We start from the raw sequence: 22,311 nt of genomic DNA on the forward strand, positions 1-22,311 counted from the left end.
TCTCGGGGGCTGGAGCCCGCCGATCTCGGGACCTCGATCCACACCTTGGGGTTGCACACCAGATGACTGCAATTTCACTCGGAATGCCGTCCGTTCCCACGAAGCTCGCCGAACGCAGGGTCAGCCGCCAGATCCAGGTCGGCTCGGTGGCGGTCGGCGGGGACGCACCGGTGTCGGTCCAGTCGATGACCACGACGCGTACGTCGGACATCGGCGCGACGCTCCAGCAGATCGCCGAGCTGACCGCGTCGGGGTGTCAGATCGTCCGAGTGGCGTGCCCGACGCAGGACGACGCGGACGCGCTGGCGACGATCGCGCGGAAGTCGCAGATCCCGGTGATCGCGGACATTCACTTCCAGCCGAAGTACGTCTTCGCGGCGATCGACGCGGGCTGTGCGGCGGTCCGGGTCAACCCCGGGAACATCAAGCAGTTCGACGACAAGGTGCGGGAGATCGCGAAGGCCGCGCTGGAGACCCGGACACCGATCCGGATCGGCGTCAACGCGGGCTCGCTGGACGCGCGGCTGCTGAAGAAGTACGGCAAGGCGACGCCGGAGGCCCTGGTGGAGTCGGCGCTGTGGGAGGCGTCGCTGTTCGAGGAGCACGGCTTCCGTGACATCAAGATCTCGGTGAAGCACAACGACCCGGTGGTGATGGTGAATGCCTACCGTCAGCTCGCCGAGCAGTGCGACTACCCGCTGCACCTCGGTGTGACGGAGGCGGGCCCGGCGTTCCAGGGGACCATCAAGTCGGCCGTGGCGTTCGGTGCGTTGCTCTCGGAGGGCATCGGGGACACGATCCGCGTCTCGCTGTCCGCCCCGCCGGCCGAAGAGGTCAAGGTCGGGCTGCAGATCCTGGAGTCGCTCAACCTGAAGCAGCGCCGGCTGGAGATCGTGTCCTGCCCCTCGTGCGGCCGGGCGCAGGTGGACGTGTACAAGCTCGCGGACGAGGTGTCGGCGGGACTTGAGGGCATGGAGGTGCCGCTGCGCGTCGCGGTCATGGGCTGTGTGGTGAACGGTCCGGGCGAGGCGCGCGAGGCCGATCTGGGTGTGGCGTCGGGCAACGGCAAGGGCCAGATCTTCGTGAAGGGCGAGGTCGTCAAGACCGTCCCCGAGTCGAAGATCGTGGAGACCCTGATCGACGAGGCCATGAAGATCGCCGAGCAGATGGAGAAGGACGGCATCGCCTCCGGCCAGCCCGAGGTCGCTGTCAGCTGACCCTGCCGGGTGCCGCGCTGACCCTGCGGTGCCGCGTTGAGCTAGCGGTGCCACGCTGACCCTGCGGTGCCGCGTTGAGCCTGGCGGTGCCACGGAGGTCGCCGTCAGCCGACTCGGGTTTTCCACCGGTCGTACGAACCACAACGGGCCCCGCCGCCGATGTGCCCCCACAGGCACCGGCGGCGGGGCCCGTACCCGTGCGGGCCCACGGGAGGCGCCCCCGGAGGCCGCCAGGTAGAGTTCGCAGATCAGCAGACCGTATGGTGAGGCCCCCAGTGTTGACGCAGACCACCACCCGGGTCCTCGAACCCAGCGAACTCGGCGCAGCGCTCGCCATCCTTGAGAGCGAGCCGGTCGCCAACGCCTTCGTGACCTCGCGCGTCCAGGTGGCGGGACTCGACCCGTGGCGCCTCGGCGGCGAGATGTGGGGCTGGTACGCCGACGGACATCTGCGCTCGCTCTGCTACTCCGGTGCCAACCTCGTCCCCATCTGCGCCACCCGCGAGGCCGTACGCGGCTTCGCCGACCGTGCCCGCCGCACCGGGCGCCGCTGCTCGTCCATCGTCGGACCCGTCGAAGCCACCACCCAGCTGTGGCGGCTGCTGGAACCCAGCTGGGGCCCCGCCCGCGAGGTCAGGGCCAACCAGCCGCTGATGGTCACCGAGCAGATCCCCGCCACCGTCACGCCCGACCCGTACGTGCGCCGGATCCGCAAGGACGAACTCGAAACGATCATGCCGGCCTGTGTGGCGATGTTCACCGAAGAGGTCGGCGTCTCACCGCTCGCCGGCGACGGCGGCCTCCTCTACCAGGCGCGTGTGGCCGAACTCGTCGGCGCGGGGCGCTCGTTCGCCCGGATCGACAACGGCAAGGTCATCTTCAAGGCCGAGATCGGCGCCGCCACCCACCGGGCCTGCCAGATCCAGGGGGTCTGGGTCGACCCCGCCTATCGCGGCCAGGGCCTGTCCGAGACCGGAATGGCCGCTGTCGTCCGGTACGCGCTGGCCGACGTCGCCCCCGTCGTGAGCCTGTACGTGAACGACTACAACGCCCCCGCCAGGGCCGCCTACCGCCGGGTCGGTTTCCGTGAGGTGGGCGCCTTCATGAGCGTGCTGTTCTGAAAGTAGGGTTCCGCACATGCTGAGCATCCCCGGGGACGACCCCCGGACCCCCGACGTGCAGGTAGGGCCGGTCGATCTCACCGCTCGCGTGGACGACGCCCTCGCCGTACAGGCCCTCGCGTTCGGGCTCAGCGACGACGAGATCGACGTACGCCGGCACATCGTGCTCCGGCATCTGATGTACCCCGGCTGCCGCTCCTTCGGGGCCACCACGGACGAGGGCAAACTCGTCGGGTTCGTCTACGGGCTGCCCAACCAGCGCACGCACTGGTGGTCGACCGTCGTCGAGCCGTATCTGCGCAGGACCGAGTCGGACAGCTGGCTCGACGACTCCTTCGTCATCACCGAACTCCACGTCCACCCCGGCTACCAGGCCAGGGGCATCGGACGCGCGCTGATCACCGTCATCACCGACGGGGTCACCCAGTCCCGGTCGATCCTGTCGGCGATCGACGTCGAGAGCCCGGCCCGGCATCTGTACCGCCAGCTCGGCTACCAGGACCTCGCGCGCCAGGTCCACTTCCCGAGCGCGGCACGGCCGTACGCGGTGATGGGGGCGACGCTGCCGTTGCGCAGACCCGGGGCGGTCGCCTCGGACGCGTGATGTCCGGGCCGTGTTTCGTGTGTCCCGGGCCCGCGGTCCGTGTGTCCCGGGCCGCCGTCCCTGTGGAGAAGTGATTTCCGGGTGCGGGTGCGGCACGGCTAATCTCCTGGCATCACCCGAGAGAACGCAGGAGTGCTCCCCATGCCCCAGGTCCAGCGCATGTCCCGTTTGATGGCCAAGACATTGCGCGACGACCCGGCCGACGCGGAGACGCTCAGCCACAAGCTGCTCATGCGCGCGGGTTACGTCCGCCGCACCTCCGCCGGCATCTGGAGCTGGCTGCCGCTGGGCAAGAAGGTCCTCGACAACGTCTCGCGCGTCGTACGCGAGGAGATGGACGCGATCGGCGCGCAGGAGGTGCTGCTGCCCGCACTGCTGCCCAGGGAGCCGTACGAGGCGAGCGGCCGCTGGGAGGAGTACGGCGACCTGCTGTTCCGGCTCAAGGACCGCAAGGGCGCCGACTATCTGCTCGGCCCGACGCACGAAGAGATCTTCACGCAGCTCGTCAAGGACCAGTGCACGTCCTACAAGGACCTGCCGGTGATGCTCTACCAGATCCAGACGAAGTACCGCGACGAGGCCAGGCCGCGCTCGGGCGTGCTGCGCGGGCGCGAGTTCCAGATGAAGGACTCGTACTCCTTCGACACCACGGACGAGGCCCTGGCCGAGTCGTACGCCCTGCACCGCGCCGCCTACCAGGCCATCTTCAAGCGGCTCGGGCTCGACTTCCGGATCGTCTCCGCGGTCTCCGGCGCGATGGGCGGCTCTGCGTCGGAGGAGTTCCTGGCACCGGCAGCGGCGGGCGAGGACACGTTCGTGGACTGCCCGGCGTGCGACTACGCGGCCAACACGGAGGCGGTGACGTTCGTGGCGCCGGCGGTTGGTGCCGTCGACCACCCTGCCGTCGAGGAGCTGGACACGCCGGACACCCCGACCATCGAGTCGCTCGCCGCGCTCCTCGGGGTGCCCGCTTCGGCCACGCTGAAGAACCTGCTGGTCAAGGTCGACGGCGAGATCGTCGCCGTCGGTGTGCCGGGCGACCGCGAGGTCGACCTCGGCAAGCTCGGCGAACACCTCGCCCCCGCGGTGGTGGAGCTGGTCACCGCCGAGGACTTCGAGGACCGGCCGGATCTGGTACGCGGCTACGTGGGCCCGCAGGACCTGAAGGTCCGCTACATCGCCGACCCCCGGATCGCGCCGGGCACGGCGTGGATCACCGGCGCGAACCGGACGGGTACGCACGCGCGCAACGTGGTCGCCGGGCGGGACTTCGAGGTCGACGACTACCTGGACGTCGTGGTGGTCGAGGCGGGCGACCCGTGCCCGGCGTGCGGTGCGGGCCTGACCCTGGACCGCGCGATCGAGATCGGCCATATCTTCCAGCTCGGCCGCAAGTACGCCGACACGTTCCAGCTCGACGTGCTCGGGCAGCAGGGCAAGCCGGTGCGGGTGACGATGGGCTCGTACGGCATCGGCGTCTCGCGCGCGGTGGCGGCGCTGGCCGAGCAGTCGGCGGACGAGCAGGGGCTGTGCTGGCCGCGCGAGATCGCGCCGGCGGACGTGCATGTCGTGGCGGCGGGCAAGGCGCTGCAGACGGAGCTGGCCGTGTCGGTATCCGAGCAGTTGGCCGCCGCCGGGCTGCGGGTGCTGGTGGACGAGCGTCCCGGGGTGTCGCCGGGCGTGAAGTTCACGGACGCCGAGCTGATCGGTGTGCCGCAGATCCTGGTGGCGGGGCGGCGCTCGGCGGAGGGTGTGCTGGAGCTGAAGGACCGGCGCAGTGGTGAGCGCGAGGAGCTGACGGTGGCGGAGGCGGTGGCTCGGCTCACCGCGGTCTGAGGTTTCCGGCCTTCCGGCTTCTGGGCTGTCTGGGCTTCTGGTCTGTGTGCGGGTGCGGCTCGGTTGCGGGTCCCTGGCTGCGGTTGTCGCCGGGGGCCCCTCCGGGGTCGTGTCCTGCGCTGCGGTGTCGCCGTCCGGCGCGGTTCGGGGGTTGCGGGTTTGCGACGCGGTGGTCGCCGGGCGCGGTGTCGCCGTCCGGCGCGGTTCGGGGTTGCCGGTCTGGGTTGCGGTTGTTGCCGGGGGCGGTGTCGCCGTCCGGCCGGTGGTCGGTGCGGGGTTGTGGTTGCGGTTGTTGCCGGGGGCCCTCCGGGGTCGTGTCCTGCGCTGCGGTGTCGCCGTCCGGCGCGGTTCGGGGGTTGCGGGTCTGGGTTGCGGTGGTTGCCGGGGGCGGTGTCGCCGTCCGGCGCGGTTCGGGGTTGCGGGTTCTTGGTTGCGGTTGTTGCCGGGTGCCGTTCCGGGGTCGTGTCCTGCGCTGCATGATTTACGGCGCGTACTCGCCTGACGCGGAGCCACCGCCGAGATGCGCCACAAATCACGCTCTACGCTCCGGACACCACCCCTGCACGACCCCCTTCACAGCCAGGCCGCGAACTCCAACAGCAGCTCGGCCGCCTGGCGGTGACGGGCCGTCAGGGCGCGGGTTGCGGATTCCACGGCGCGGAACAGCGTCCAGGCGCGCAGCCGGTCACGGTCGACGTCCAGGGAGTCCGCCAGCCGGTTGATCCGGCGTCGGGCTGCCGAAGCGCCGGCGTCCGAGGCGACCAGGTCTTCCACCCGGTCGCGTACCAGCCTCGCCAGGTCGTACGCCCGCTCGCCTACCAGCGGCTCGGGGCCCACGGCCAGCCACGGTGTCCGGTCGCCCGCCAGGACCTTTCCCTGGCGGAACGCGCCGTGCAGGAGCATGGTCTCCGTCGGACCGGTCATGAGGTCCGCTCGGGCCTGGAGCGCTGCTGTGATCAGGGGGGCCGCGGTTTCGTCCTGGGTCGCGGCCATCGTTTTGGCCTGGCGTTCCGTGCGGGTCTCCACCGTTTCGAACCCGTGGTCCGCCGGCGGCTCCACCCACAGGCGTCGCAGTGTGCCCGCCGCCTCCAGCAGGGCCTTGGCCTCCGGGAGCGAGCGCAGGGACATCTCGGGGTGCAGGCGCTCCAGCAGCAGTGCGTCGTCCAGGACCTCCGCCGCGCCCCAGCCCTTCCAGTGGGCCAGGGCCGCGTGTTCGAGAGCGGGGGCGGCGAAGGGTGGAGCGATCTTGAGAGTGGCGGGGGAGTCGTCGCTCCTGCGTACGAGCATCACCAGGCTGCTCCGGCCGCCGGGCGCCACGACCCGTTCGACGGTCAGGCCCTGACGGGTGACCGTTTCCTGGGCGAGGGCGGGTAGTCGGTCGAGCCACGGGGTGGCCGCGGATTCTCCGTACGTCTCGCCGAGCGTGCGCAGCAGACGCTCCGGCGGTTCAAAAGCCATACGTACGTAGTTCCCCTTCTGGGCTCACGACCGCTCGGCGAGTCCGGGAAAGGCTACGCCGGTGCCGCGCCAGCGCGCCGCGCGCACCGCTGCCTCGCGCAGCGCGTCGGCGGCCTGCTGGCGCAGTGGGCCTTCGGCGGCGCGTACGAGGTCGGAGTAGACGTCGGCGACCCTGTCCTCCAGGCGGGCGGCCAGGCGTTCCGCCGACGTCGCCCCCGCCACGGGGAACGGCAGCGTGTAGGCGGCCGCTGCGGCGGTGGGTTCGCCGCCCAGGTCGCGGACGGTACGGGCCAGGGCGTCGCGCCGGGCGCGGTGTGCCGCGTAGGCCGCCGACGCCTCAGCGCCGCGGGCCGTGCCGATCCGGCCGCCGACGACCCCGTACCCGTACACGGCCGCGTGTTCGGCGGCGAGTGCGGCCTGTGCCGCCTCCAGCGCACCGCTGCTCATCGGGCCGCTCCTTCGGTCAGCAGGTACGCGTGGGTGGCGCTCGCGGCGGCTACGGAGGCCAGCAGCCGGGCGAGTTCCGGGGGCGCGTCCACCAGGGCGGCCGTCTGGGCGTCCGTGGTGCGGCGGGCTGTCGTCGCCAGCGCCCTGAGTGCTTCGGCGGGGTCCGCTGAGACCGCGGCGGTCGGGCTCGGCGGCGGGGTGGCCGGCGGTTTCCTGGCGGGGGAGAGCGCCGCCACGTGCTGGGCGGTGGCCGCGCGCAGTGGTGCCAGGGTGGCGCGCTGGTCGGGGTGGCGGGCCAGTACCGCGTCGTACTGGGCGAGCAGGGATCGGCTGGTGGCGGCCGTGCGGACCCTGAGGGTGTTCTCGGCGCGTACCGAGGCGCTTTCGCCGGGCCCGTGGCGGTCGGCGTCGGTCGAGGAGCAGGCCGTCAGCAGACCGGCCGCGGCGGCGCCCATGAGGAGCTGCCTCCGTGTCGTACCCACGCGTCTCTCCCTCGCAGTGATCATCGCAGGCGAGCGTACCTGCGGGTCAGCCCCATGTGGACGGCAACACCCCCTGGGACCGGATACCCTTGCCGTCTGACGCAGGACGATCCCACAACAGCAGACGCGGCCGAGGAGTCACCCGGATGAGCACCACCCAGAGCGAGAGGCTGCGCGGACTGCTGGAACCGCTCGTCAGCGCCAAGAACCTTGATCTGGAAGAGGTCGAGGTCTCCCGGGCCGGTCGGCGTCGTGTACTGAGGATCGTCGTGGACTCCGACGACGGCGTGGATCTCGACGAGTGCGCCGAGCTGAGCCGCACCATCTCCACGACGCTGGACGAGACCGACGCCATGGGCGAGGACGAGTACCAGCTCGAAGTGACATCACCCGGGGCCGAGCGCCCGCTGACCGAGCACCGCCACTATGTGCGCGCCGTCGGCAGGCTCGCCAGGTTCCAGCTTCCCGAGGGCGAGCTGGTGGCCCGGATCCTGGCCGTGGACGACGAGGGCCTTGATGTCGAGGTGCCCGGGGTGAAGGGGCGGAAGCCCACCGCCCGCCGGCTGGAGTTCGCGCAGATCGCCAAGGCGCGTGTCGAGCTCGAATTCAGCCGCAAGGACAAGAAGGAAGAGGAGGCGTAGCCGTGCATATCGACGTGAAGCTCTTGAAGGGCTTGTCACAAGAGAAGGAGATCCCCTTCGACCTGCTGGTCGAGGCGATCGAGTCCGCCCTCCTCATCGCGTACCACCGCACCGAAGGCAGCCGCCGGCACGCACGCGTCGTACTGAGCCGGGACAACGGCGATGTGACGGTGTGGGCCAAGGAGGACGCGGCCGATCTGGAGGAGGGGCAGGAGCCCAAGGAGTTCGACGACACGCCTTCGGACTTCGGCCGGATCGCGGCGACCACCGCGCGCCAGGTCATCCAGCAGCGGCTGCGGGACGCCGAGAACGACGTCACGTTCGGCGAGTACGCGCGCCGCGAGGGCGACGTCGTGGCCGGCATGGTGCAGCAGGGCAAGGACCCGAAGAACGTCCTCGTCAAGCTGGACGACAAGCTGGAGGCCATCCTTCCGGTGCAGGAACAGGTGCCGGGCGAGAACTACACGCACGGGCTGCGGCTGCGCACCTATGTGGTCCGGGTGGCCAAGGGCGTACGCGGTCCTTCGGTGACGCTGTCCCGTACCCACCCCAATCTGGTGAAGAAGCTGTTCTCGCTGGAGGTGCCCGAGATCGCCGACGGGTCCGTCGAGATCACGGCCATCGCCCGGGAGGCAGGGCACCGCAGCAAGATCGCCGTGCGGTCGCTGCGGTCGGGTCTGAACGCCAAGGGCGCTTGCATCGGCCCGATGGGGGCGCGGGTGCGTAACGTGATGGCCGAGCTGCTGGGCGAGAAGATCGACATCGTCGACTGGTCGGAGGACCCGGCCGAGATGGTGGCGAACGCGCTGTCGCCCGCCCGTGTCAGCAAGGTCGAGATCGTCGACATGGCCGCCCGCTCGGCACGGGTGACCGTGCCGGACTACCAGCTGTCGCTCGCGATCGGCAAGGAAGGGCAGAACGCCCGGCTCGCCGCGCGGCTCACCGGCTGGCGCATCGACATCCGTCCCGACACCGAGCAGTCCGAGTCCGCAGATCAGGCCGAGGCGGATCACGCGTGACGATCTTTTCGGACAGCAGGTGTTCGAATCTTGCCCCGTAGGGGTGAGGTCCGTACGGGGAGGTAGACTTAATGGTGTCTGGCCGGACGAAGGCCCGAGCCTGCCCTGAGCGAACGTGCGTGGGGTGCCGGGAACGAGCGGCCAAAAGCGATCTGCTGCGCATCGTGGTGGACGGTGAACAATGTGTTCCCGATCAACGCGGTACGCTGCCCGGCCGGGGTGCGTATATGCACCCCGCCTTGGTCTGTCTTGATCTGGCGGTCCGCCGCCGGGCGTTCCCCCGGGCCTTCCGGGTCCAGGGACCGCTCGACAGCGTGGACCTGCGCCAGGCCGTCGAGGCAATCACAGCGCAGGCAGCACTGTAAGAAGACGTACGGCACGGAACCCCGTGCGGTTCAGGTACCTCGCGAGTTGGAAGTAGGTCGAGATTGCGATGAGCACTCGATGAGTACGCGATGAGTACGCCCATGAAGTAGCGACGGTCCGGCGGTAACCCGGACCTAAAAGGAGCGAAGTGGCTAAGGTCCGGGTATACGAACTCGCCAAGGAGTTCGGCGTCGAGAGCAAGGTCGTCATGGCCAAGCTCCAAGAACTCGGTGAATTCGTCCGTTCGGCGTCCTCGACCATCGAGGCGCCGGTTGTACGTAAACTGACCGACGCATTGCAGGGGCCCGCCGGCAACGGCGCGAAGCCCGCTGCGAAGCCCGGGGCGCCCCGCAAGGCGTCCCCCGCGAAGCCCGCGGCGCCCTCACCGGCGCAGGCGGCACGTCCCGCTGCCCCCAAGCCCGGTGTCCCGGCTCCCAAGCCGGCCGCCGCCGAGGCCCCCGTGAGCAGCGCCCCCAGCACCAACGGCAGCACCCCCGCAGCGGCACCGAGCCCCGGACCCCGTCCGGCCCCGGCGCCCAAGCCCGCGGCGGCTGCCGCACCGCAGAAGCCGGCCCCGGCGGCGCCCGCCGCCCCGGAGTTCACCGCGCCTCCGTCGGCTCCGGCCGCCGGTCCCCGGCCCGGTGCCACCCCCGGTCCCCGTCCCGCCGCCCGTCCGGCGGCAGGCCAGGGCGAGCAGCGTCAGGGCGGCGACCGCGAGCAGCGCCAGGGCGGTCGCCCCGGCGGCGCGCGTCCCGGCCAGGCCCCGCGTCCCGGTGCCCGCCCCGCGGGCCCGCGTCCGGGTAACAACCCCTTCACCTCGGGTGGCTCCACCGGCATGGCGCGGCCGCAGTCGCCGCGTCCCGGTGGCGGCGCCCCGCGTCCCGGCGGTGCCGGCGCCCCCGGTGGCGCTCCGCGTCCGCAGGGTGCGGGCCAGGGCGGTCCCCGTCCGCAGTCGGGTCCCGGCGGTTCGTCCCGTCCGTCCCCCGGCGGCATGCCCCGTCCGCAGGCCCCGCGCTCCGCGGGTCCCGGCGGCGCGCCCGGCGGTAACCGGCCGAACCCCGGCATGATGCCGCAGCGTCCCGCTGCCGGACCCCGCCCCGGCGGCGGTCCTGGTGGCGGCGGTCGCGGTCCCGGTGGCGGAGCCCGCCCCGGTGGCGGTGGCGGCGGTCGTCCCGGTGGCGGCGGCGGTTTCGCGGGTCGTCCCGGTGGCGGTGGCGGCGGCGGTTTCGCCGGTCGCCCCGGTGGTGGCGGCGGAGCTCCGGGTCGTCCCGGAGGCGGCGGTTTCGGTGGCGGCGGTGGCCGTCCCGGCTTCGGCGGACGTCCGGGTGGTCCCGGTGGCCGTGGTGGCACACAGGGCGCGTTCGGCCGTCCCGGCGGGCCCGCCCGTCGTGGCCGTAAGTCGAAGAGGCAGAGGCGCCAGGAGTACGAGGCCATGCAGGCCCCGTCGGTAGGCGGCGTGATGCTGCCGCGTGGCCAGGGCCAGAGTGTCCGGCTGTCGCGCGGTGCGTCCCTCACCGACTTCGCGGAGAAGATCAACGCCAACCCGGCGTCGCTCGTCGCCGTGATGATGAACCTCGGCGAGATGGTCACTGCCACGCAGTCCGTCTCCGACGAGACGCTGCACCTGCTCGCCGGCGAGATGAACTACGTCGTCGAGATCGTCAGCCCGGAGGAGGAGGACCGCGAGCTTCTCGAGTCCTTCGACATCGAGTTCGGCGAGGACGAGGGCGGCGAGGAATCGCTCGTGTCCCGTCCGCCGGTCGTGACCGTCATGGGTCACGTCGACCACGGTAAGACGAGGCTGCTGGACGCGATCCGCAAGACGAACGTCGTCGCGGGCGAGGCCGGCGGAATCACCCAGCACATCGGTGCCTACCAGGTCGCCACGGACGTCAACGGTGAAGAGCGCAGGATCACCTTCATCGACACCCCGGGCCACGAGGCGTTCACCGCCATGCGTGCCCGTGGTGCGAAGTCCACCGACATCGCGATCCTGGTGGTCGCGGCCAACGACGGTGTGATGCCCCAGACGATCGAGGCGCTGAACCACGCCAAGGCGGCCGACGTGCCGATCGTGGTCGCGGTCAACAAGATCGACGTCGAGGGCGCCGACCCGACCAAGGTGCGCGGTCAGCTCACCGAGTTCGGTCTGGTGGCCGAGGAGTACGGCGGCGACACCATGTTCGTCGACATCTCCGCCAAGCAGGGTCTCAACATCGACAGCCTGCTGGAGGCCGTGATCCTCACGGCCGACGCCTCGCTCGACCTGCGGGCCAACCCGGAGCAGGACGCGCAGGGCATCGCGATCGAGGCACACCTCGACCGTGGCCGCGGCGCCGTCGCCACCGTGCTCGTCCAGCGCGGCACGCTGCGCGTCGGTGACACGATGGTCGCCGGTGACGCGTACGGCCGCGTCAGGGCGATGCTCGACGACAACGGCGACAACGTCGACGTGGCGACACCTTCGACGCCCGTCCTGGTCCTGGGACTCACCAACGTCCCCGGCGCCGGCGACAACTTCCTCGTTGTCGACGACGACCGCACGGCCCGGCAGATCGCCGAGAAGCGTGCCGCTCGTGAGCGGAACGCGGCCTTCGCCCGCAGGGGCGTCCGGTTCTCCCTGGAGAACCTGGACGAGGCCCTCAAGGCAGGCCTGGTACAGGAGCTCAACCTCATCATCAAGGGCGACGCGTCCGGTTCGGTGGAGGCCCTCGAGTCCTCGCTGCTCCAGCTCGACGTCGGCGAAGAGGTCGACATCCGGGTGCTGCACCGCGGTGTGGGTGCGGTCACCGAGTCGGACATCGACCTGGCGATGGGCTCCGACGCCATCGTGATCGGCTTCAACGTGCGCGCCGCGGGGCGTGCCGCGCAGATGGCCGAGCGCGAAGGGGTGGACGTCCGGTACTACTCGGTCATCTACCAGGCGATCGAAGAGATCGAAGCGGCCCTCAAGGGCATGCTCAAGCCGGAGTACGAAGAGGTCGAGCTGGGTACGGCGGAGATCCGCGAGGTCTTCCGCTCGTCCAAGCTGGGCAACATCGCGGGTGTTCTCATCCGCTCCGGCGAGGTCAAGCGCAACACGAAGGCCCGGCTCGTCCGCGACGGCAAGGTCATCGCGGAGGACCTCAACATCCAGGGTCTGCGCCGCTTCAAGGACGATGTCACCGAGATCCGCGAAGGCTTCGAGGGCGGTATCAACCTCGGGAACTTCAACGACATCAAGATCGACGACGTCATCGCGACGTACGAGATGCGCGAGAAGCCGCGCGGCTGACGCACGGCGACCGCCGGGGCCGGTCGACGGAGATAATTTCCGTCGATCGGCCCCGGCCGCGCGTGTACGGTTCATATACCCGCGCCAAGCGATGGCGGGGGAAATGACCCCGAACCGGCGGGACATCCGGATCCGCATGTACGTGGGGACACTGTCCTTCGACCTGCTTCTCGGCGACGTACGGTCGCTGAAGGAGAAACGCTCCGTCGTGCGTCCGATCGTCGCGGAGCTGCAACGCAAGTTCGCGGTCAGCGCGGCGGAGACGGGAGACCAGAACCTGCACCGCAGGACCGAGATCGGTCTGGCGGTGGTGTCGGGGGACTGGAGCCATCTCACGGACGTCCTCGACCGGTGCGAACGCATGGTCGCGGGACACCCCGAGGTGGAACTGCTCGCCGTACGGCGGCGCCTGCACGGCGAAGACGACTGACCTGTAGCACCAGAAACCCAGAAGGAAGAGTGACGGACCGGTGACCGACAACGCGCGGGCACGCAAGCTCGCCGATCGCATCCAGGTCGTGGTCGCGGAGACCCTGGACCGGCGTATCAAGGACCCGCGGCTGGGCTTCGTGACCATCACGGACGCCCGGGTCACCGGCGACCTGCGGGAGGCCACGGTCTTCTACACGGTCTACGGCGACGACGAGGAGCGCGCCGCCTCGGCGGCCGCCCTGGAGAGCGCCAAGGGCGTGCTCCGCTCCGAGGTGGGACGGCAGACAGGTGTGCGCCACACACCGAGCCTGGCCTTCGTCCCCGACGCCCTGCCGGACAACGCGCGCACCATCGAGGACCTCCTCGACAAGGCGCGCGCCAAGGACGCCGAGGTACGGGAGGTGTCGACCGGCAAGACCTACGCGGGCGAGGCCGACCCGTACCGCAAGCCCGGCGAGGACGACATCGCCGAGACGGACGGCGACAGCTCCGAATGACACAGCAGACCGCGACGCCCGACGGCCTTGTCATCGTCGACAAGCCGTCGGGCTTCACCTCGCACGACGTCGTCGCCAAGATGCGCGGGATCGCCAGGACCCGCCGGGTCGGCCACGCCGGCACCCTCGACCCCATGGCCACGGGCGTACTCGTCCTCGGCGTCGAGCGGGCCACCAAGCTCCTCGGCCATCTCGCGCTGACGGAGAAGGAATACCTCGGTACGATCCGGCTCGGCCAGGACACCGTCACCGACGACGCCGAGGGCGAGATCACCTCGTCCGCCGACGCCTCCGCGGTCACCCGCGAAGCGATCGACGCCGGTGTCGCCGAGCTGACCGGGCCGATCATGCAGGTGCCCTCGAAGGTCAGCGCCATCAAGATCGACGGCAAGCGGTCGTACGCGCGGGTGCGCGGCGGCGAGGAGTTCGAGATCCCGGCGCGGCCCGTCACCGTCTCGTCGTTCCAGGTGTACGACGTACGCCCGGCCGTCGCCGACGACGGCACGCCCGTCATGGACCTCGTCGTCTCCGTCGTCTGCTCCTCCGGTACCTACATCCGGGCGCTCGCCCGCGATCTCGGCGCCGGGCTCGGGGTCGGCGGTCATCTGACGGCCCTGCGCAGGACCCGGGTCGGGCCGTACGCCCTCGACGGCGCGAAGACCCTGGACCAGCTCCAGGAGGAACTGACCGTCATGCCGGTCGCCGACGCGGCGGGCGCCGCGTTCGCCCGCTGGGACGTCGACGAGCGGCGGGCGAAGCTGCTGCTCAACGGGGTGCGGCTGGAGATGCCCGAGTTCGCGAGCGCGCCGGTCGCCGTGTTCGGACCTGACGGACGCTTCCTGGCGCTCGTCGAGGAACAGCACGGCAAGGCGAAGAGCCTGGCCGTCTTCGGCTGACCGGCTGACCGGCACACGCGATGCCGCTCGCGTTCGCGCGATGCCGATGCGGAGCGGAACGTCCCGGCATGGCAGTCTTGGACCTGGCTACATCGGCAATCACGTACACGGTTTGGGCGAGGAGCGGTCACAGTGCAGCGCTGGCGCGGCTTGGAGGACATCCCCCAGGACTGGGGGCGCAGCGTCGTCACCATCGGCTCCTACGACGGGGTGCACCGGGGGCACCAGCTGATCATCGGCAGGGCCGTGGAGCGCGCCCGTGAACTGGGAGTGCCGTCGGTCGTGGTGACCTTCGACCCGCACCCCAGCGAGGTGGTACGCCCCGGCAGCCACCCCCCGCTGCTCGCCCCCCACCACCGGCGGGCGGAACTCATGGCCGAACTGGGCGTGGACGCGCAGCTGATCCTGCCGTTCACCGTCGAGTTCTCGAAGCTGTCGCCGGCCGACTTCATCGTGAAGGTGCTGGTCGACAAGTTGCACACCCGCGCGGTCATCGAAGGGCCGAACTTCCGCTTCGGCCACAAGGCGGCGGGCAACGTCACCGTCCTCGCCGAGCTGGGCGAGACGTACGACTACGAGGTCGAGGTCGTCGACCTCTACGTGAGCGGCGCCGCGGGTGGCGGCGAGCCCTTCTCGTCCACGCTGACCCGCCGGCTGGTCGCCGAAGGCGACGTGGCGGGCGCGGCGGAGATCCTCGGCAGGCCGCACCGCGTCGAGGGCATCGTGGTCCGCGGCGCGCAGCGCGGCCGCGAACTCGGCTACCCCACGGCCAACGTGGAGGTCCTGCCGCACACGGCGGTCCCCGCCGACGGCGTGTACGCGGGCTGGCTCACGGCGGCAGGCGAACGCATGCCGGCGGCGATCTCGGTAGGCACGAACCCCCAGTTCGCGGGTACGGAACGAACGGTCGAGGCGTACGCGATCGACCGGGTGGGCCTGGACCTCTACGGGCTCCATGTGACGGTCGACTTCCTGTCGTACGTGCGGGGCCAGCAGAAGTTCGAGTCGATCGACGCGCTGCTGGAAGCGATCGGCGACGACGTGAAGCGCTCCCGGGAACTGATCGACCGCTACGACGCGCACTGATGTAACAGCTGGTCAACCTCCGGCGACCAGCCGTTCAAGTTCTCGCATGCAGTGGTCATGGCTGACGAATTTGGGCGTCTTTCGTCCGGTACGGCCATCCGTTCACCGACCGGTCCGCCGGTGCCGGTGGCCTTCACGAGCCTGAGCGGACTCGTCGAAGCGCTCGGTCCGGCACAGCCCTGGATCGCCGTATCACTCGGTCCGTTCGCCGAGACCATGCGCGACGCCCGGCTGCCCCAGGTGCGCCTCGATCGGCGCGACCGACCTGCTCGACGAGACGTTCCACGAGCACCGGCGCGAGGACATCCACGACCACGGCGTGGTCGGCGGTCTCCTGCACGGCGCTTCGAACGTCGGCTGCCGTTGGTCGGCACCACCTGGTACCGCAGAGGACCGCGTTACTGGCTGCGCCGCGTCGTCGTCAGCGGCTTCTCGCTGCTCGTCATGACCCTGGTGTTCGTGGCGCTGCTCGTGTGGTTCCACGACCTCGTGTCCGGGATGCCCTCCGGGTGGCGCGCCGGCTGCGAGGTGGCGTACGGCGCGGTGTGTGCCGCCGCCGGGGTCTGGGGCTGGGTCAGGGGGCGGCGGCAGTTGGCGGCCGCGCTAGCCGCGCCGGCCACGACGGCGGAGGAGACCTGGCGCCGGCACGACTCGGCGCAGCGCTCGGTGCCCGGTCGTGCCAGTGCCGGCAGGCTGCCGGCGCTGCTCCTCGCGCCGTTGATCGCACCGCTGTTCGCGTGGCTGCTGGGCACACTGCTCGCGGCGTCGCTGGTACGGGAGCTGCCGGCGGAGGTCAGAGCGCGACGGGCGCTGTCCCCCAGCTGAAGCCGTCGGCGGCGCGGCCGTCGCGCTGCGAACGGCCACGCGTCATCCCGCCTGCGGTGCCGTGGCCGTCGCCGTAGCCCAGTGGCACGCGACCTGCGCCGCGTCGCCCCCCGTCAGTACCGGCAGCGCCTTCGTACGGCACTGGTCCGCCACGCCCGCCCGTTCCGCCTCGCCCGACGCCAGTACCTGGCAGCGGGCGTGGAAGCGGCAGCCTTCCGGGATGCGGGACGGGTCCGGGGGTTCGCCCGTCAGGACCACCGGGTCGCCCTCCGACTCCGGGAGGACCGACAACAGCGCCTGTGTGTACGGATGCTGAGGCGCCGTCAGTACCCTCTCGACCGGGCCCGTCTCCACGATCCGGCCCAGGTACATCACCGCCACCCGGTCCGCGATGTTCCAGGCGAGGCCCAGGTCGTGGGTCACCACCATTGCCGACAGGCCGAGTTCGTCGCGTAGCGACAGCAGCAGCGCCAGGATCTCGCCGCGTACCGACGCGTCCAGGGACGCCACCGGCTCGTCCGCGACGATCAGTTCGGGCTTCAGGACCAGCGCGCCGGCGATGACGACGCGCTGCCGCTGGCCGCCGGACAGCTCGTGCGGGTAGCGCAGGAAGAACCGCTCGGGCGGGCGCAGCCCCGCGAGTGACAGCGCTTCCGCGACCGCCTCGCGCTCGTCGGCCGGGCGGCCGTGGATCCGCAGGCCCTCGGCCACCGCGTCGTACACCGTGTGCCGTGGGTTGAGGGAGCCGCTCGGGTCCTGGAGGACCAACTGGACGCGTTTGCGGTAGGACTTCAGCGCCCGGGCGTGGTAGTCGAGCCGTTCGCCCGCGAAGGTGATCGCTCCCGACGTCGGCGGGACCAGGCCGAGCAGCGCGCGCGCCAGCGTCGTCTTGCCGCAGCCGGACTCGCCGACCAGGGCCACGATCTCCCCGGCCCCGATGTCGAGGTCGACCCCGTCGACCGCGCGCGCGGGGGCCGCGCCGCGCCTGCCGGGGAAGGTGACGTTCAGCTCGGCGGCCGAGAGCAGCGGGGTGATGGTCATGGGTAGCTCCTGAGGGGTGGCCGTCATGCCGGGCTCCCCGCCGATGCCTCGGGGGCGGTGGGGACCGCGGGGCCGGCCGGGGACACGTGCACGCACGCGGCGCGCCTGCCGGGGCCCGCGTCCCGCAGTTCCTGGTCCTCGTGCGCGCAGCTGTCGAGGGCGACCGGGCAGCGCGGATGGAACGTACAGCCGGACGGCAGCGCCGAAGGGTCGGGCGGATCGCCGGGCAGTCCGCGCGGGGCGCGCCGGGAGGCCGGGTCGCCGATCCTCGGGAAGGCGGCGGACAAGGCGCTTCCGTAGGGGTGCGCCGCGTTGTCGTACACCGCCTTCGCCGGGCCCTCCTCGACGATCCGGCCCGCGTACATGACGGCGAGCCGGTCGCAGGTGTCCGACAGGACGGCCAGGTCATGGCTGATCATCAGCAGGCTGATGTCCTTCTCCGCGACGAGCTGTTCGATGAGCCGCAGGATCTGCGCCTGGATCATCACGTCCAGCGCCGTGGTCGGCTCGTCCGCGACGATCAGCCGCGGATCGCAGGCGAGCGCCATCGCGATCATCACGCGCTGACGCTGCCCGCCGGACAGCTCGTGCGGATAGGCGTCGGCGCGGGCGGCCGGCAGGCCGACCTGCTCCAGCAGCTCGATCGCGCGCTTGCGCCCGGCCGCCGGGGTCGCGTGCTGGTGCAGCAGGACCGGTTCGGCGATCTGGTCCCCGATGCGGTGCACCGCGTTGAGCGAGTGCATCGCGCCCTGGAAGACGATCGAGGCGCCCGCCCACCGCACGGCGCGCAGCCGGCCCCACTTCATCGTGAGGACGTCCTCGCCGTCGAGCAGGATCTCCCCGGACAGCTTCGCCGTCGCGGGCAGCAGCCGCAGCAGCGCCAGCGCCAGCGTGGACTTGCCGCACCCCGACTCGCCCGCGATACCGAGCTTCTTGCCGGGCTCGACGGCCAGGTCGACGCCCCGCACGGCGGGGACGGCGGACGCCCCCGAGCCGTATGTGACCCGCAGGTCCTTGATCTCCAGCAGGTTCGACGACGTCATCTGGCCACCCCAAGCTTCGGGTTGAGCACGGTCTCGATGGCGCGACCGCAGAGTGTGAAGGCCAGGGCGACCAGGGCGATGGCGATTCCGGGCGGCGCCAGGTACCACCAGTGCCCCGAGGAGACGGCGCCCGCCTCGCGCGCGTCCTGGAGCATGCCGCCCCAGGAGATGACCGTCGGGTCGCCGAGGCCGAGGAAGGCGAGCGTGGCCTCGGTGAGGATCGCGCTGGAGATGCCGAGGGTGGTCTGCGCGAGCACCAGCGGCATCACGTTGGGCAGCACGTGCCGGCTCATGACATGGCCGTGCCCGCCGCCGAGCGCTCTGGCCCGTTCGATGTACGGGCGCGACTCGACGGCGATGGTCTGCGCGCGCACCAGCCGCGCGGTCGTCGGCCAGCTCGTCACACCGATCGCCAGGATGACCGTCCAGATGGACCGGGACATCACCGTCGTCAGCACGATCGCCAGCACCAGCGTCGGCATCACCAGGAACCAGTCGGTGATCCGCATGACGACGGTCGAGAACCAGCCGCCGAAGTGCCCGGAGATGATGCCGACCAGGGTCCCGATGGCCACGGACAGCGCGGCCGCCAGCAGCCCCACGGTCAGCGACACCCGGGAGCCCCATACCAGCAGGCCGAGCAGCGACCGGCCGAACTGGTCGGTGCCGAGCGGGAACTGACCGCTCGGCGCCTCCAGCGCCTTGCCCGGTGCCTCGGTCACACTCTGTACGTCGCTGCCGACGAGCAGCGGGGCGAGTACGGCGATGAGCCCGATCACCACGAGCCCGACGAGCCCGATGAGCCCGGCCCTGTTCGTCCGGTACTGCCGCCAGAAGCGGGCGGTCGACGCGCGCCGCTGCTCCCAGGCGAGCGAGGAGGAACTGGCCCGCGCCCGGGGCGCTTCGGCGGGCTCGGGGGTGTCCGGCGTGTCGGGGGTCTGGGTATTCGCGACGGTCATCGGCCCACCCGGGGATCGAGCAGCGGATAGAGCAGGTCGGCGAGGAGGTTCATCAGGATCATCGCACCGGCGAAGACGACGAACAGCCCCTGCACGAGCGGCAGGTCGGGCACGCTCAGCGCCTGGTAGAACAGCTGGCCGAGGCCCGGCCAGGAGAAGACGGTCTCGACGAGGATCGAACCGCCCGCCACGAAGCCGACGTTGATGAAGACCATCGTGACCGTCGGCAGCAGCGCGTTGGGCACGGCGTGCCTGCGGCGTACGAGGTCGTCCCGCAGCCCCTTCGCGCGCGCCGTCGTCAGATAGTCGCTGCCCATCTCGTCCAGCAGCGAGGACCGCATGACGAGCAGGGTCTGGGCGTATCCGACGGCGACGAGGGTGATCACCGGCAGCACCATGTGATGGGCGACGTCCAGGACGTACCCGAAGCCGGACGAGTCGCCCGACGACATACCGCCCGTGGGAAATATCCCCGGAATGGGGCCCATGCCCACGGAGAACACGATGATCAGCAGCAGCCCGAGCCAGAAGCCCGGGATCGACCACAGCGTCAGCGCGAGCCCGGTGTTGAACCGGTCGCCCAGCCCGCCGTTGTGCCAGGCGGAGCGGGTGCCGAGCCACAGGCCGAGCGCGGAGTAGATCAGCACAGCGACACCCGTGAGCAGCAGTGTCGCCGGGACCTTCTCCAGGATCAGCTGCCCGACCGGCGCGTGGAACTGGTACGACGTGCCGAGGTCGCCGGTGAGCGCGTCGCCGCAGTAGTTCGTGAACTGCTGCCACATGGGCAGGTCAAGACCGAACTGATGGCGTAGCGTCGCCAGTTGGGCGGCGGACGTCGGAACGCCCTGGGTCATGGTCCTGATCGGGTCGCGCGAGATGACCCGGAAGAGGAAGAAGCTGGTGACGAGCACGGCGAAGAGGGAGACGACGGCGCCTGCCAGCTTGCCCGCCACATACAGCAGATACGCGGTCCTGGTGCCGGAGCCGGCGCGGGCGGCGGGGCCGGACGGCCCGGTCTTCACCGGGCCGCCGGCCGCTTCCCGCACCACACCGGGGGTGCTTGCGGTGCTCATGGATTATTCACGGTCTTCCGCGGTGGAACGGCGACGCATCATGACGAACAGCCCAAGTCCGCCGGCGATCACGACAACGGCCACGATCCCGATGATCAGGCCGGTCGAGGACGAACCGCCGGAGCTGTCACTGCTGCTGTCCGCCGGAACGGCCGACCACCAGCTCCAGTAGCCGTCCTGGCCCCAGATGTTGCCGGCGGCCTCCGGCATCGTCGTGATGGACTTGATCTGGTCCGTACGGTACGCCTCGACGGCGTTCGGATAGGCCATGACATTCATGTAGCCGGTGTCGTAAAGACGCGATTCCATCTGCTTCACCAGATCGGCGCGCTTCGCGGGGTCGTACTCCGCCGCCTGCTTCTTGTAGAGCGCGTCGTACTGCTTGTCGCAGATGAAGTTGTCCGTGGCCGGGCTGTCCTTGGGCGTGGCGGGCAGCGCGTCACACGTATGGATGGACAGGACGTAGTCCGGGTCCGGGTTGACCGACCAGCCGTCGATCGCCAGGTCGTAGTCGCCGGCGAGCCACGGGTCGCCGACGTTGTCGAGGCAGTCGACCTTCAGCCCGATGCCGAGCTTGGCCCACCACTCCTGGAGGTACTTGCCGACGGCCTTGTCGTTCGGGTCGGTGGCATGGCAGAGGATGCGCAGGTTCAGCGGCTTGCCGTTCTTGCCGAGCAGCTTGCCGCCGCTCTTCTTGTAGCCGGCCTGCTGGAGCGTCTGCGCCGCTTTCGCCGGGTCGAACGGAATGCGCTGGGTGTCGGACGGCTTCCAGAAGTACGAGGAGAAGCGCGGCGGGATGTAGCCCTCACCCTTGGCGGCGTGGCCCTGGAAGACCTTGTCGATGATGGTGTTGATGTCGACGGACTCGAACAGCGCCTTGCGCACCGCAGGGTCGAGCAGCGCGGGATTGCCGTTGCCCATCTTCTCGCCGTTCTTGGCCTTCGCGCCCGGGTTGGTCGCGAGGGCGTAGAAGCGGCGGCCCGGTGCGTCGTTCACCTTGATGTTGTCGGTGGTCTTGAGCGCGGTGGCCTGGGCGGGGGTCAGGTTCGATACGAAGGAGACCTCGCCCTTCTGCAGGGCGGCGACCGCCGCGTCCTGGTCCTTGTAGTACCTGAAGTCCAGCTCGTCGAACTTGGGCGCGCCGCGCCAGAAGGACTTGTTCGGCTTGAGCTTGATGTACTGGTCGACCTTGAAGTCCGTGATGACGAACGGGCCGTTGCCGACGATGGGGAACGACTTGTCGTTGTTGAACTTCGAGAAGTCGGTGACCTTCTCCCAGATGTGCTTGGGCACGATCGGCACGTCCAGCGCCAACATCGTGGCCTGCGGCTTCTTCAGCTGGATCACGAGGGTGGCCGGGTCGGGCGCCGTGACCTTCTTGAAGTTGGCGGTGAAGCTGCCGTTGGCGGTGGCCGCGTTCGGGTCCGACATCATCTTGTTGAACGTCCAGGCGGCGTCCGCTGCTGTCGCCTGCACACCGTCGGACCACTTGGAGTTGTTCCGGATGGTGAAGGTCCAGGTCAGCTTGTCCGGCGAGGTCTTCCACGCGGTGGCGAAGCCGGGGACGGTGTGGGCGTCCTTGGGGTCGTAGTTCGTCAGGAACTCGTAGCCCAGCCGCAGCACGCTGGTACTGACCAATGACTGGGCCAGGAACGGCGACAGGGAGTCCACGCTCTGGCTGACCGCGACGGTGAGGACCTTCTTGCCGCCGCTGTCGGCGGCCTGTGCCTGCTGGGGCGCGGGGGCGAGCGGGCCGAAGGGGATCACACTCGCGGCCACCAGTGCGGCGGCGGCGGCACCGGAGCCCATGAGCAGTCGGAAGCGGGAACGTAGCCGAACGGGCAGGCGCGGTGTGCGCGGAGAACTGTGGACCATGGGCCGGTGACCTCGTGTCATCACTCGCAAGAAGAGACTGGGTTGTTTGTGGGTCGACATCTGGTGAAGCGAAGGTTTATCAGCGCTTGTCCAGCCACGTCAACGGCCGTCAAAACCCG

At 70.5% G+C, this 22,311-nt stretch carries 21 protein-coding genes and 1 pseudogene; 14 read left to right on the forward strand and 8 right to left on the reverse strand.

Annotated features, from left to right (window positions below; translation table 11 throughout):
- The first annotated feature begins 62 nt into the window (after positions 1 to 62).
- The 4 genes from ispG to OHS57_RS27885 all read left to right on the forward strand — a co-directional run bounded on the left by ispG (position 63) and on the right by OHS57_RS27885 (position 4,778).
- Positions 63 to 1,217 (forward strand): flavodoxin-dependent (E)-4-hydroxy-3-methylbut-2-enyl-diphosphate synthase, encoded by a 1,155-nt coding sequence (gene ispG, locus OHS57_RS27870; protein ID WP_041983814.1) that lies wholly within the window; start codon positions 63 to 65, stop codon positions 1,215 to 1,217.
- A gap of 278 nt (positions 1,218 to 1,495) precedes the next feature.
- Positions 1,496 to 2,338: a GNAT family N-acetyltransferase gene (locus OHS57_RS27875; protein WP_328585186.1), complete on the forward strand. Its 843-nt coding sequence runs from the start codon at positions 1,496 to 1,498 to the stop codon at positions 2,336 to 2,338.
- A gap of 16 nt (positions 2,339 to 2,354) precedes the next feature.
- Positions 2,355 to 2,942, forward strand: coding sequence for a GNAT family N-acetyltransferase (locus OHS57_RS27880; protein ID WP_328583677.1), 588 nt, complete (start codon positions 2,355 to 2,357; stop codon positions 2,940 to 2,942).
- A gap of 141 nt (positions 2,943 to 3,083) precedes the next feature.
- Entirely contained in the window at positions 3,084 to 4,778 is a 1,695-nt protein-coding gene (locus tag OHS57_RS27885; protein ID WP_328583678.1) for a proline--tRNA ligase, read from the forward strand.
- Between the two features lie 573 nt (positions 4,779 to 5,351).
- Here OHS57_RS27885 and OHS57_RS27890 read toward each other — a convergent pair.
- Genes OHS57_RS27890 through OHS57_RS27900 form a run of 3 tightly spaced genes read right to left on the reverse strand, consistent with a single transcriptional unit; the run spans position 5,352 to position 7,165 of the window.
- Positions 5,352 to 6,236, reverse strand: coding sequence for an aminoglycoside phosphotransferase family protein (locus tag OHS57_RS27890; RefSeq protein ID WP_328583679.1), 885 nt, complete (start codon positions 6,234 to 6,236; stop codon positions 5,352 to 5,354).
- 24 nt (positions 6,237 to 6,260) lie between these two features.
- The gene (locus OHS57_RS27895) at positions 6,261 to 6,683 is read right to left on the reverse strand and encodes a ferritin-like domain-containing protein (RefSeq protein WP_328583680.1); all 423 of its coding nucleotides are present in this window, start codon (positions 6,681 to 6,683) and stop codon (positions 6,261 to 6,263) included.
- Positions 6,680 to 7,165 (reverse strand): hypothetical protein, encoded by a 486-nt coding sequence (locus OHS57_RS27900; protein WP_328583681.1) that lies wholly within the window; start codon positions 7,163 to 7,165, stop codon positions 6,680 to 6,682. The genes OHS57_RS27895 and OHS57_RS27900 overlap by 4 nt, the downstream gene beginning before the upstream one ends.
- Before the next feature lie 146 nt (positions 7,166 to 7,311).
- Between OHS57_RS27900 and rimP the strand changes: the two genes are divergently transcribed.
- From rimP to OHS57_RS27950, 10 genes and pseudogenes are all read left to right on the forward strand, one after another.
- Positions 7,312 to 7,806 carry a ribosome maturation factor RimP gene (gene rimP / locus OHS57_RS27905; protein ID WP_328583682.1) on the forward strand — a complete coding sequence of 165 codons (495 nt, stop codon included), beginning with the start codon at positions 7,312 to 7,314 and terminating at the stop codon, positions 7,804 to 7,806.
- A gap of 2 nt (positions 7,807 to 7,808) precedes the next feature.
- On the forward strand, positions 7,809 to 8,825 hold the full coding sequence (gene nusA, locus OHS57_RS27910) for a transcription termination factor NusA (RefSeq protein ID WP_041983796.1): 1,017 nt from the start codon (positions 7,809 to 7,811) through the stop codon (positions 8,823 to 8,825).
- 74 nt (positions 8,826 to 8,899) lie between these two features.
- A complete protein-coding gene (locus OHS57_RS27915; protein ID WP_078863873.1) occupies positions 8,900 to 9,190 on the forward strand; it encodes a YlxR family protein in 291 nt (96 codons plus the stop codon).
- A gap of 149 nt (positions 9,191 to 9,339) precedes the next feature.
- Complete coding sequence (gene infB, locus OHS57_RS27920) at positions 9,340 to 12,465, forward strand: translation initiation factor IF-2 (protein WP_328583683.1); 3,126 nt, start codon at positions 9,340 to 9,342, stop codon at positions 12,463 to 12,465.
- A 136-nt stretch (positions 12,466 to 12,601) separates the two neighbouring features.
- The gene (locus tag OHS57_RS27925) at positions 12,602 to 12,895 is read left to right on the forward strand and encodes a DUF503 domain-containing protein (RefSeq protein ID WP_328585187.1); all 294 of its coding nucleotides are present in this window, start codon (positions 12,602 to 12,604) and stop codon (positions 12,893 to 12,895) included.
- A 40-nt stretch (positions 12,896 to 12,935) separates the two neighbouring features.
- Entirely contained in the window at positions 12,936 to 13,394 is a 459-nt protein-coding gene (rbfA, locus tag OHS57_RS27930) for a 30S ribosome-binding factor RbfA (RefSeq protein WP_041983786.1), read from the forward strand.
- Positions 13,391 to 14,290: a tRNA pseudouridine(55) synthase TruB gene (truB, locus tag OHS57_RS27935; protein WP_041983783.1), complete on the forward strand. Its 900-nt coding sequence runs from the start codon at positions 13,391 to 13,393 to the stop codon at positions 14,288 to 14,290. The genes rbfA and truB overlap by 4 nt, the downstream gene beginning before the upstream one ends.
- A 132-nt stretch (positions 14,291 to 14,422) precedes the next feature.
- The gene (locus OHS57_RS27940; RefSeq protein ID WP_078863386.1) at positions 14,423 to 15,376 is read left to right on the forward strand and encodes a bifunctional riboflavin kinase/FAD synthetase; all 954 of its coding nucleotides are present in this window, start codon (positions 14,423 to 14,425) and stop codon (positions 15,374 to 15,376) included.
- Positions 15,377 to 15,433: 57 nt separating this feature from the next.
- A pseudogene (locus tag OHS57_RS27945) lies at positions 15,434 to 15,568 on the forward strand (hypothetical protein); the annotation flags it as partial.
- A 171-nt stretch (positions 15,569 to 15,739) separates the two neighbouring features.
- Positions 15,740 to 16,201 (forward strand): hypothetical protein, encoded by a 462-nt coding sequence (locus OHS57_RS27950; RefSeq protein WP_328585264.1) that lies wholly within the window; start codon positions 15,740 to 15,742, stop codon positions 16,199 to 16,201.
- A gap of 42 nt (positions 16,202 to 16,243) precedes the next feature.
- Here OHS57_RS27950 and OHS57_RS27955 read toward each other — a convergent pair whose 3' ends face one another.
- Genes OHS57_RS27955 through OHS57_RS27975 form a run of 5 tightly spaced genes read right to left on the reverse strand, consistent with a single transcriptional unit; the run spans position 16,244 to position 22,192 of the window.
- Entirely contained in the window at positions 16,244 to 17,242 is a 999-nt protein-coding gene (locus tag OHS57_RS27955) for an ABC transporter ATP-binding protein (RefSeq protein ID WP_328583684.1), read from the reverse strand.
- 23 nt (positions 17,243 to 17,265) lie between these two features.
- Positions 17,266 to 18,285: an ABC transporter ATP-binding protein gene (locus tag OHS57_RS27960; RefSeq protein WP_328583685.1), complete on the reverse strand. Its 1,020-nt coding sequence runs from the start codon at positions 18,283 to 18,285 to the stop codon at positions 17,266 to 17,268.
- A complete protein-coding gene (locus tag OHS57_RS27965) occupies positions 18,282 to 19,244 on the reverse strand; it encodes an ABC transporter permease (RefSeq protein ID WP_041983771.1) in 963 nt (320 codons plus the stop codon). The genes OHS57_RS27960 and OHS57_RS27965 overlap by 4 nt, the downstream gene beginning before the upstream one ends.
- Positions 19,241 to 20,317 carry an ABC transporter permease gene (locus OHS57_RS27970; protein WP_328583686.1) on the reverse strand — a complete coding sequence of 359 codons (1,077 nt, stop codon included), beginning with the start codon at positions 20,315 to 20,317 and terminating at the stop codon, positions 19,241 to 19,243. Before OHS57_RS27970 ends, OHS57_RS27965 begins: the two co-directional genes overlap by 4 nt.
- 3 nt (positions 20,318 to 20,320) lie before the next feature.
- Positions 20,321 to 22,192 carry an ABC transporter substrate-binding protein gene (locus OHS57_RS27975; RefSeq protein WP_328583687.1) on the reverse strand — a complete coding sequence of 624 codons (1,872 nt, stop codon included), beginning with the start codon at positions 22,190 to 22,192 and terminating at the stop codon, positions 20,321 to 20,323.
- Positions 22,193 to 22,311: the final 119 nt, after the last annotated feature.

The sequence above is a fragment of the Streptomyces sp. NBC_00370 genome (assembly GCF_036084755.1).
Taxonomy (GTDB): Bacteria; Actinomycetota; Actinomycetes; order Streptomycetales; family Streptomycetaceae; genus Streptomyces.

Coding starts and splice junctions, on each gene's coding strand:
- ispG (WP_041983814.1), top strand. CDS start 63: ATGACTGCAATTTCACTCGGAATGCCGTCCGTTCCCACGAAGCTCGCC.
- OHS57_RS27880 (WP_328583677.1), top strand. CDS start 2,355: ATGCTGAGCATCCCCGGGGACGACCCCCGGACCCCCGACGTGCAGGTA.
- OHS57_RS27885 (WP_328583678.1), top strand. CDS start 3,084: ATGCCCCAGGTCCAGCGCATGTCCCGTTTGATGGCCAAGACATTGCGC.
- OHS57_RS27890 (WP_328583679.1), bottom strand. CDS start 6,236: ATGGCTTTTGAACCGCCGGAGCGTCTGCTGCGCACGCTCGGCGAGACG.
- OHS57_RS27895 (WP_328583680.1), bottom strand. CDS start 6,683: ATGAGCAGCGGTGCGCTGGAGGCGGCACAGGCCGCACTCGCCGCCGAA.
- rimP (WP_328583682.1), top strand. CDS start 7,312: ATGAGCACCACCCAGAGCGAGAGGCTGCGCGGACTGCTGGAACCGCTC.
- OHS57_RS27925 (WP_328585187.1), top strand. CDS start 12,602: ATGTACGTGGGGACACTGTCCTTCGACCTGCTTCTCGGCGACGTACGG.
- truB (WP_041983783.1), top strand. CDS start 13,391: ATGACACAGCAGACCGCGACGCCCGACGGCCTTGTCATCGTCGACAAG.
- OHS57_RS27955 (WP_328583684.1), bottom strand. CDS start 17,242: ATGACCATCACCCCGCTGCTCTCGGCCGCCGAGCTGAACGTCACCTTC.
- OHS57_RS27960 (WP_328583685.1), bottom strand. CDS start 18,285: ATGACGTCGTCGAACCTGCTGGAGATCAAGGACCTGCGGGTCACATAC.
- OHS57_RS27965 (WP_041983771.1), bottom strand. CDS start 19,244: ATGACCGTCGCGAATACCCAGACCCCCGACACGCCGGACACCCCCGAG.
- OHS57_RS27970 (WP_328583686.1), bottom strand. CDS start 20,317: ATGAGCACCGCAAGCACCCCCGGTGTGGTGCGGGAAGCGGCCGGCGGC.
- OHS57_RS27975 (WP_328583687.1), bottom strand. CDS start 22,192: ATGGTCCACAGTTCTCCGCGCACACCGCGCCTGCCCGTTCGGCTACGT.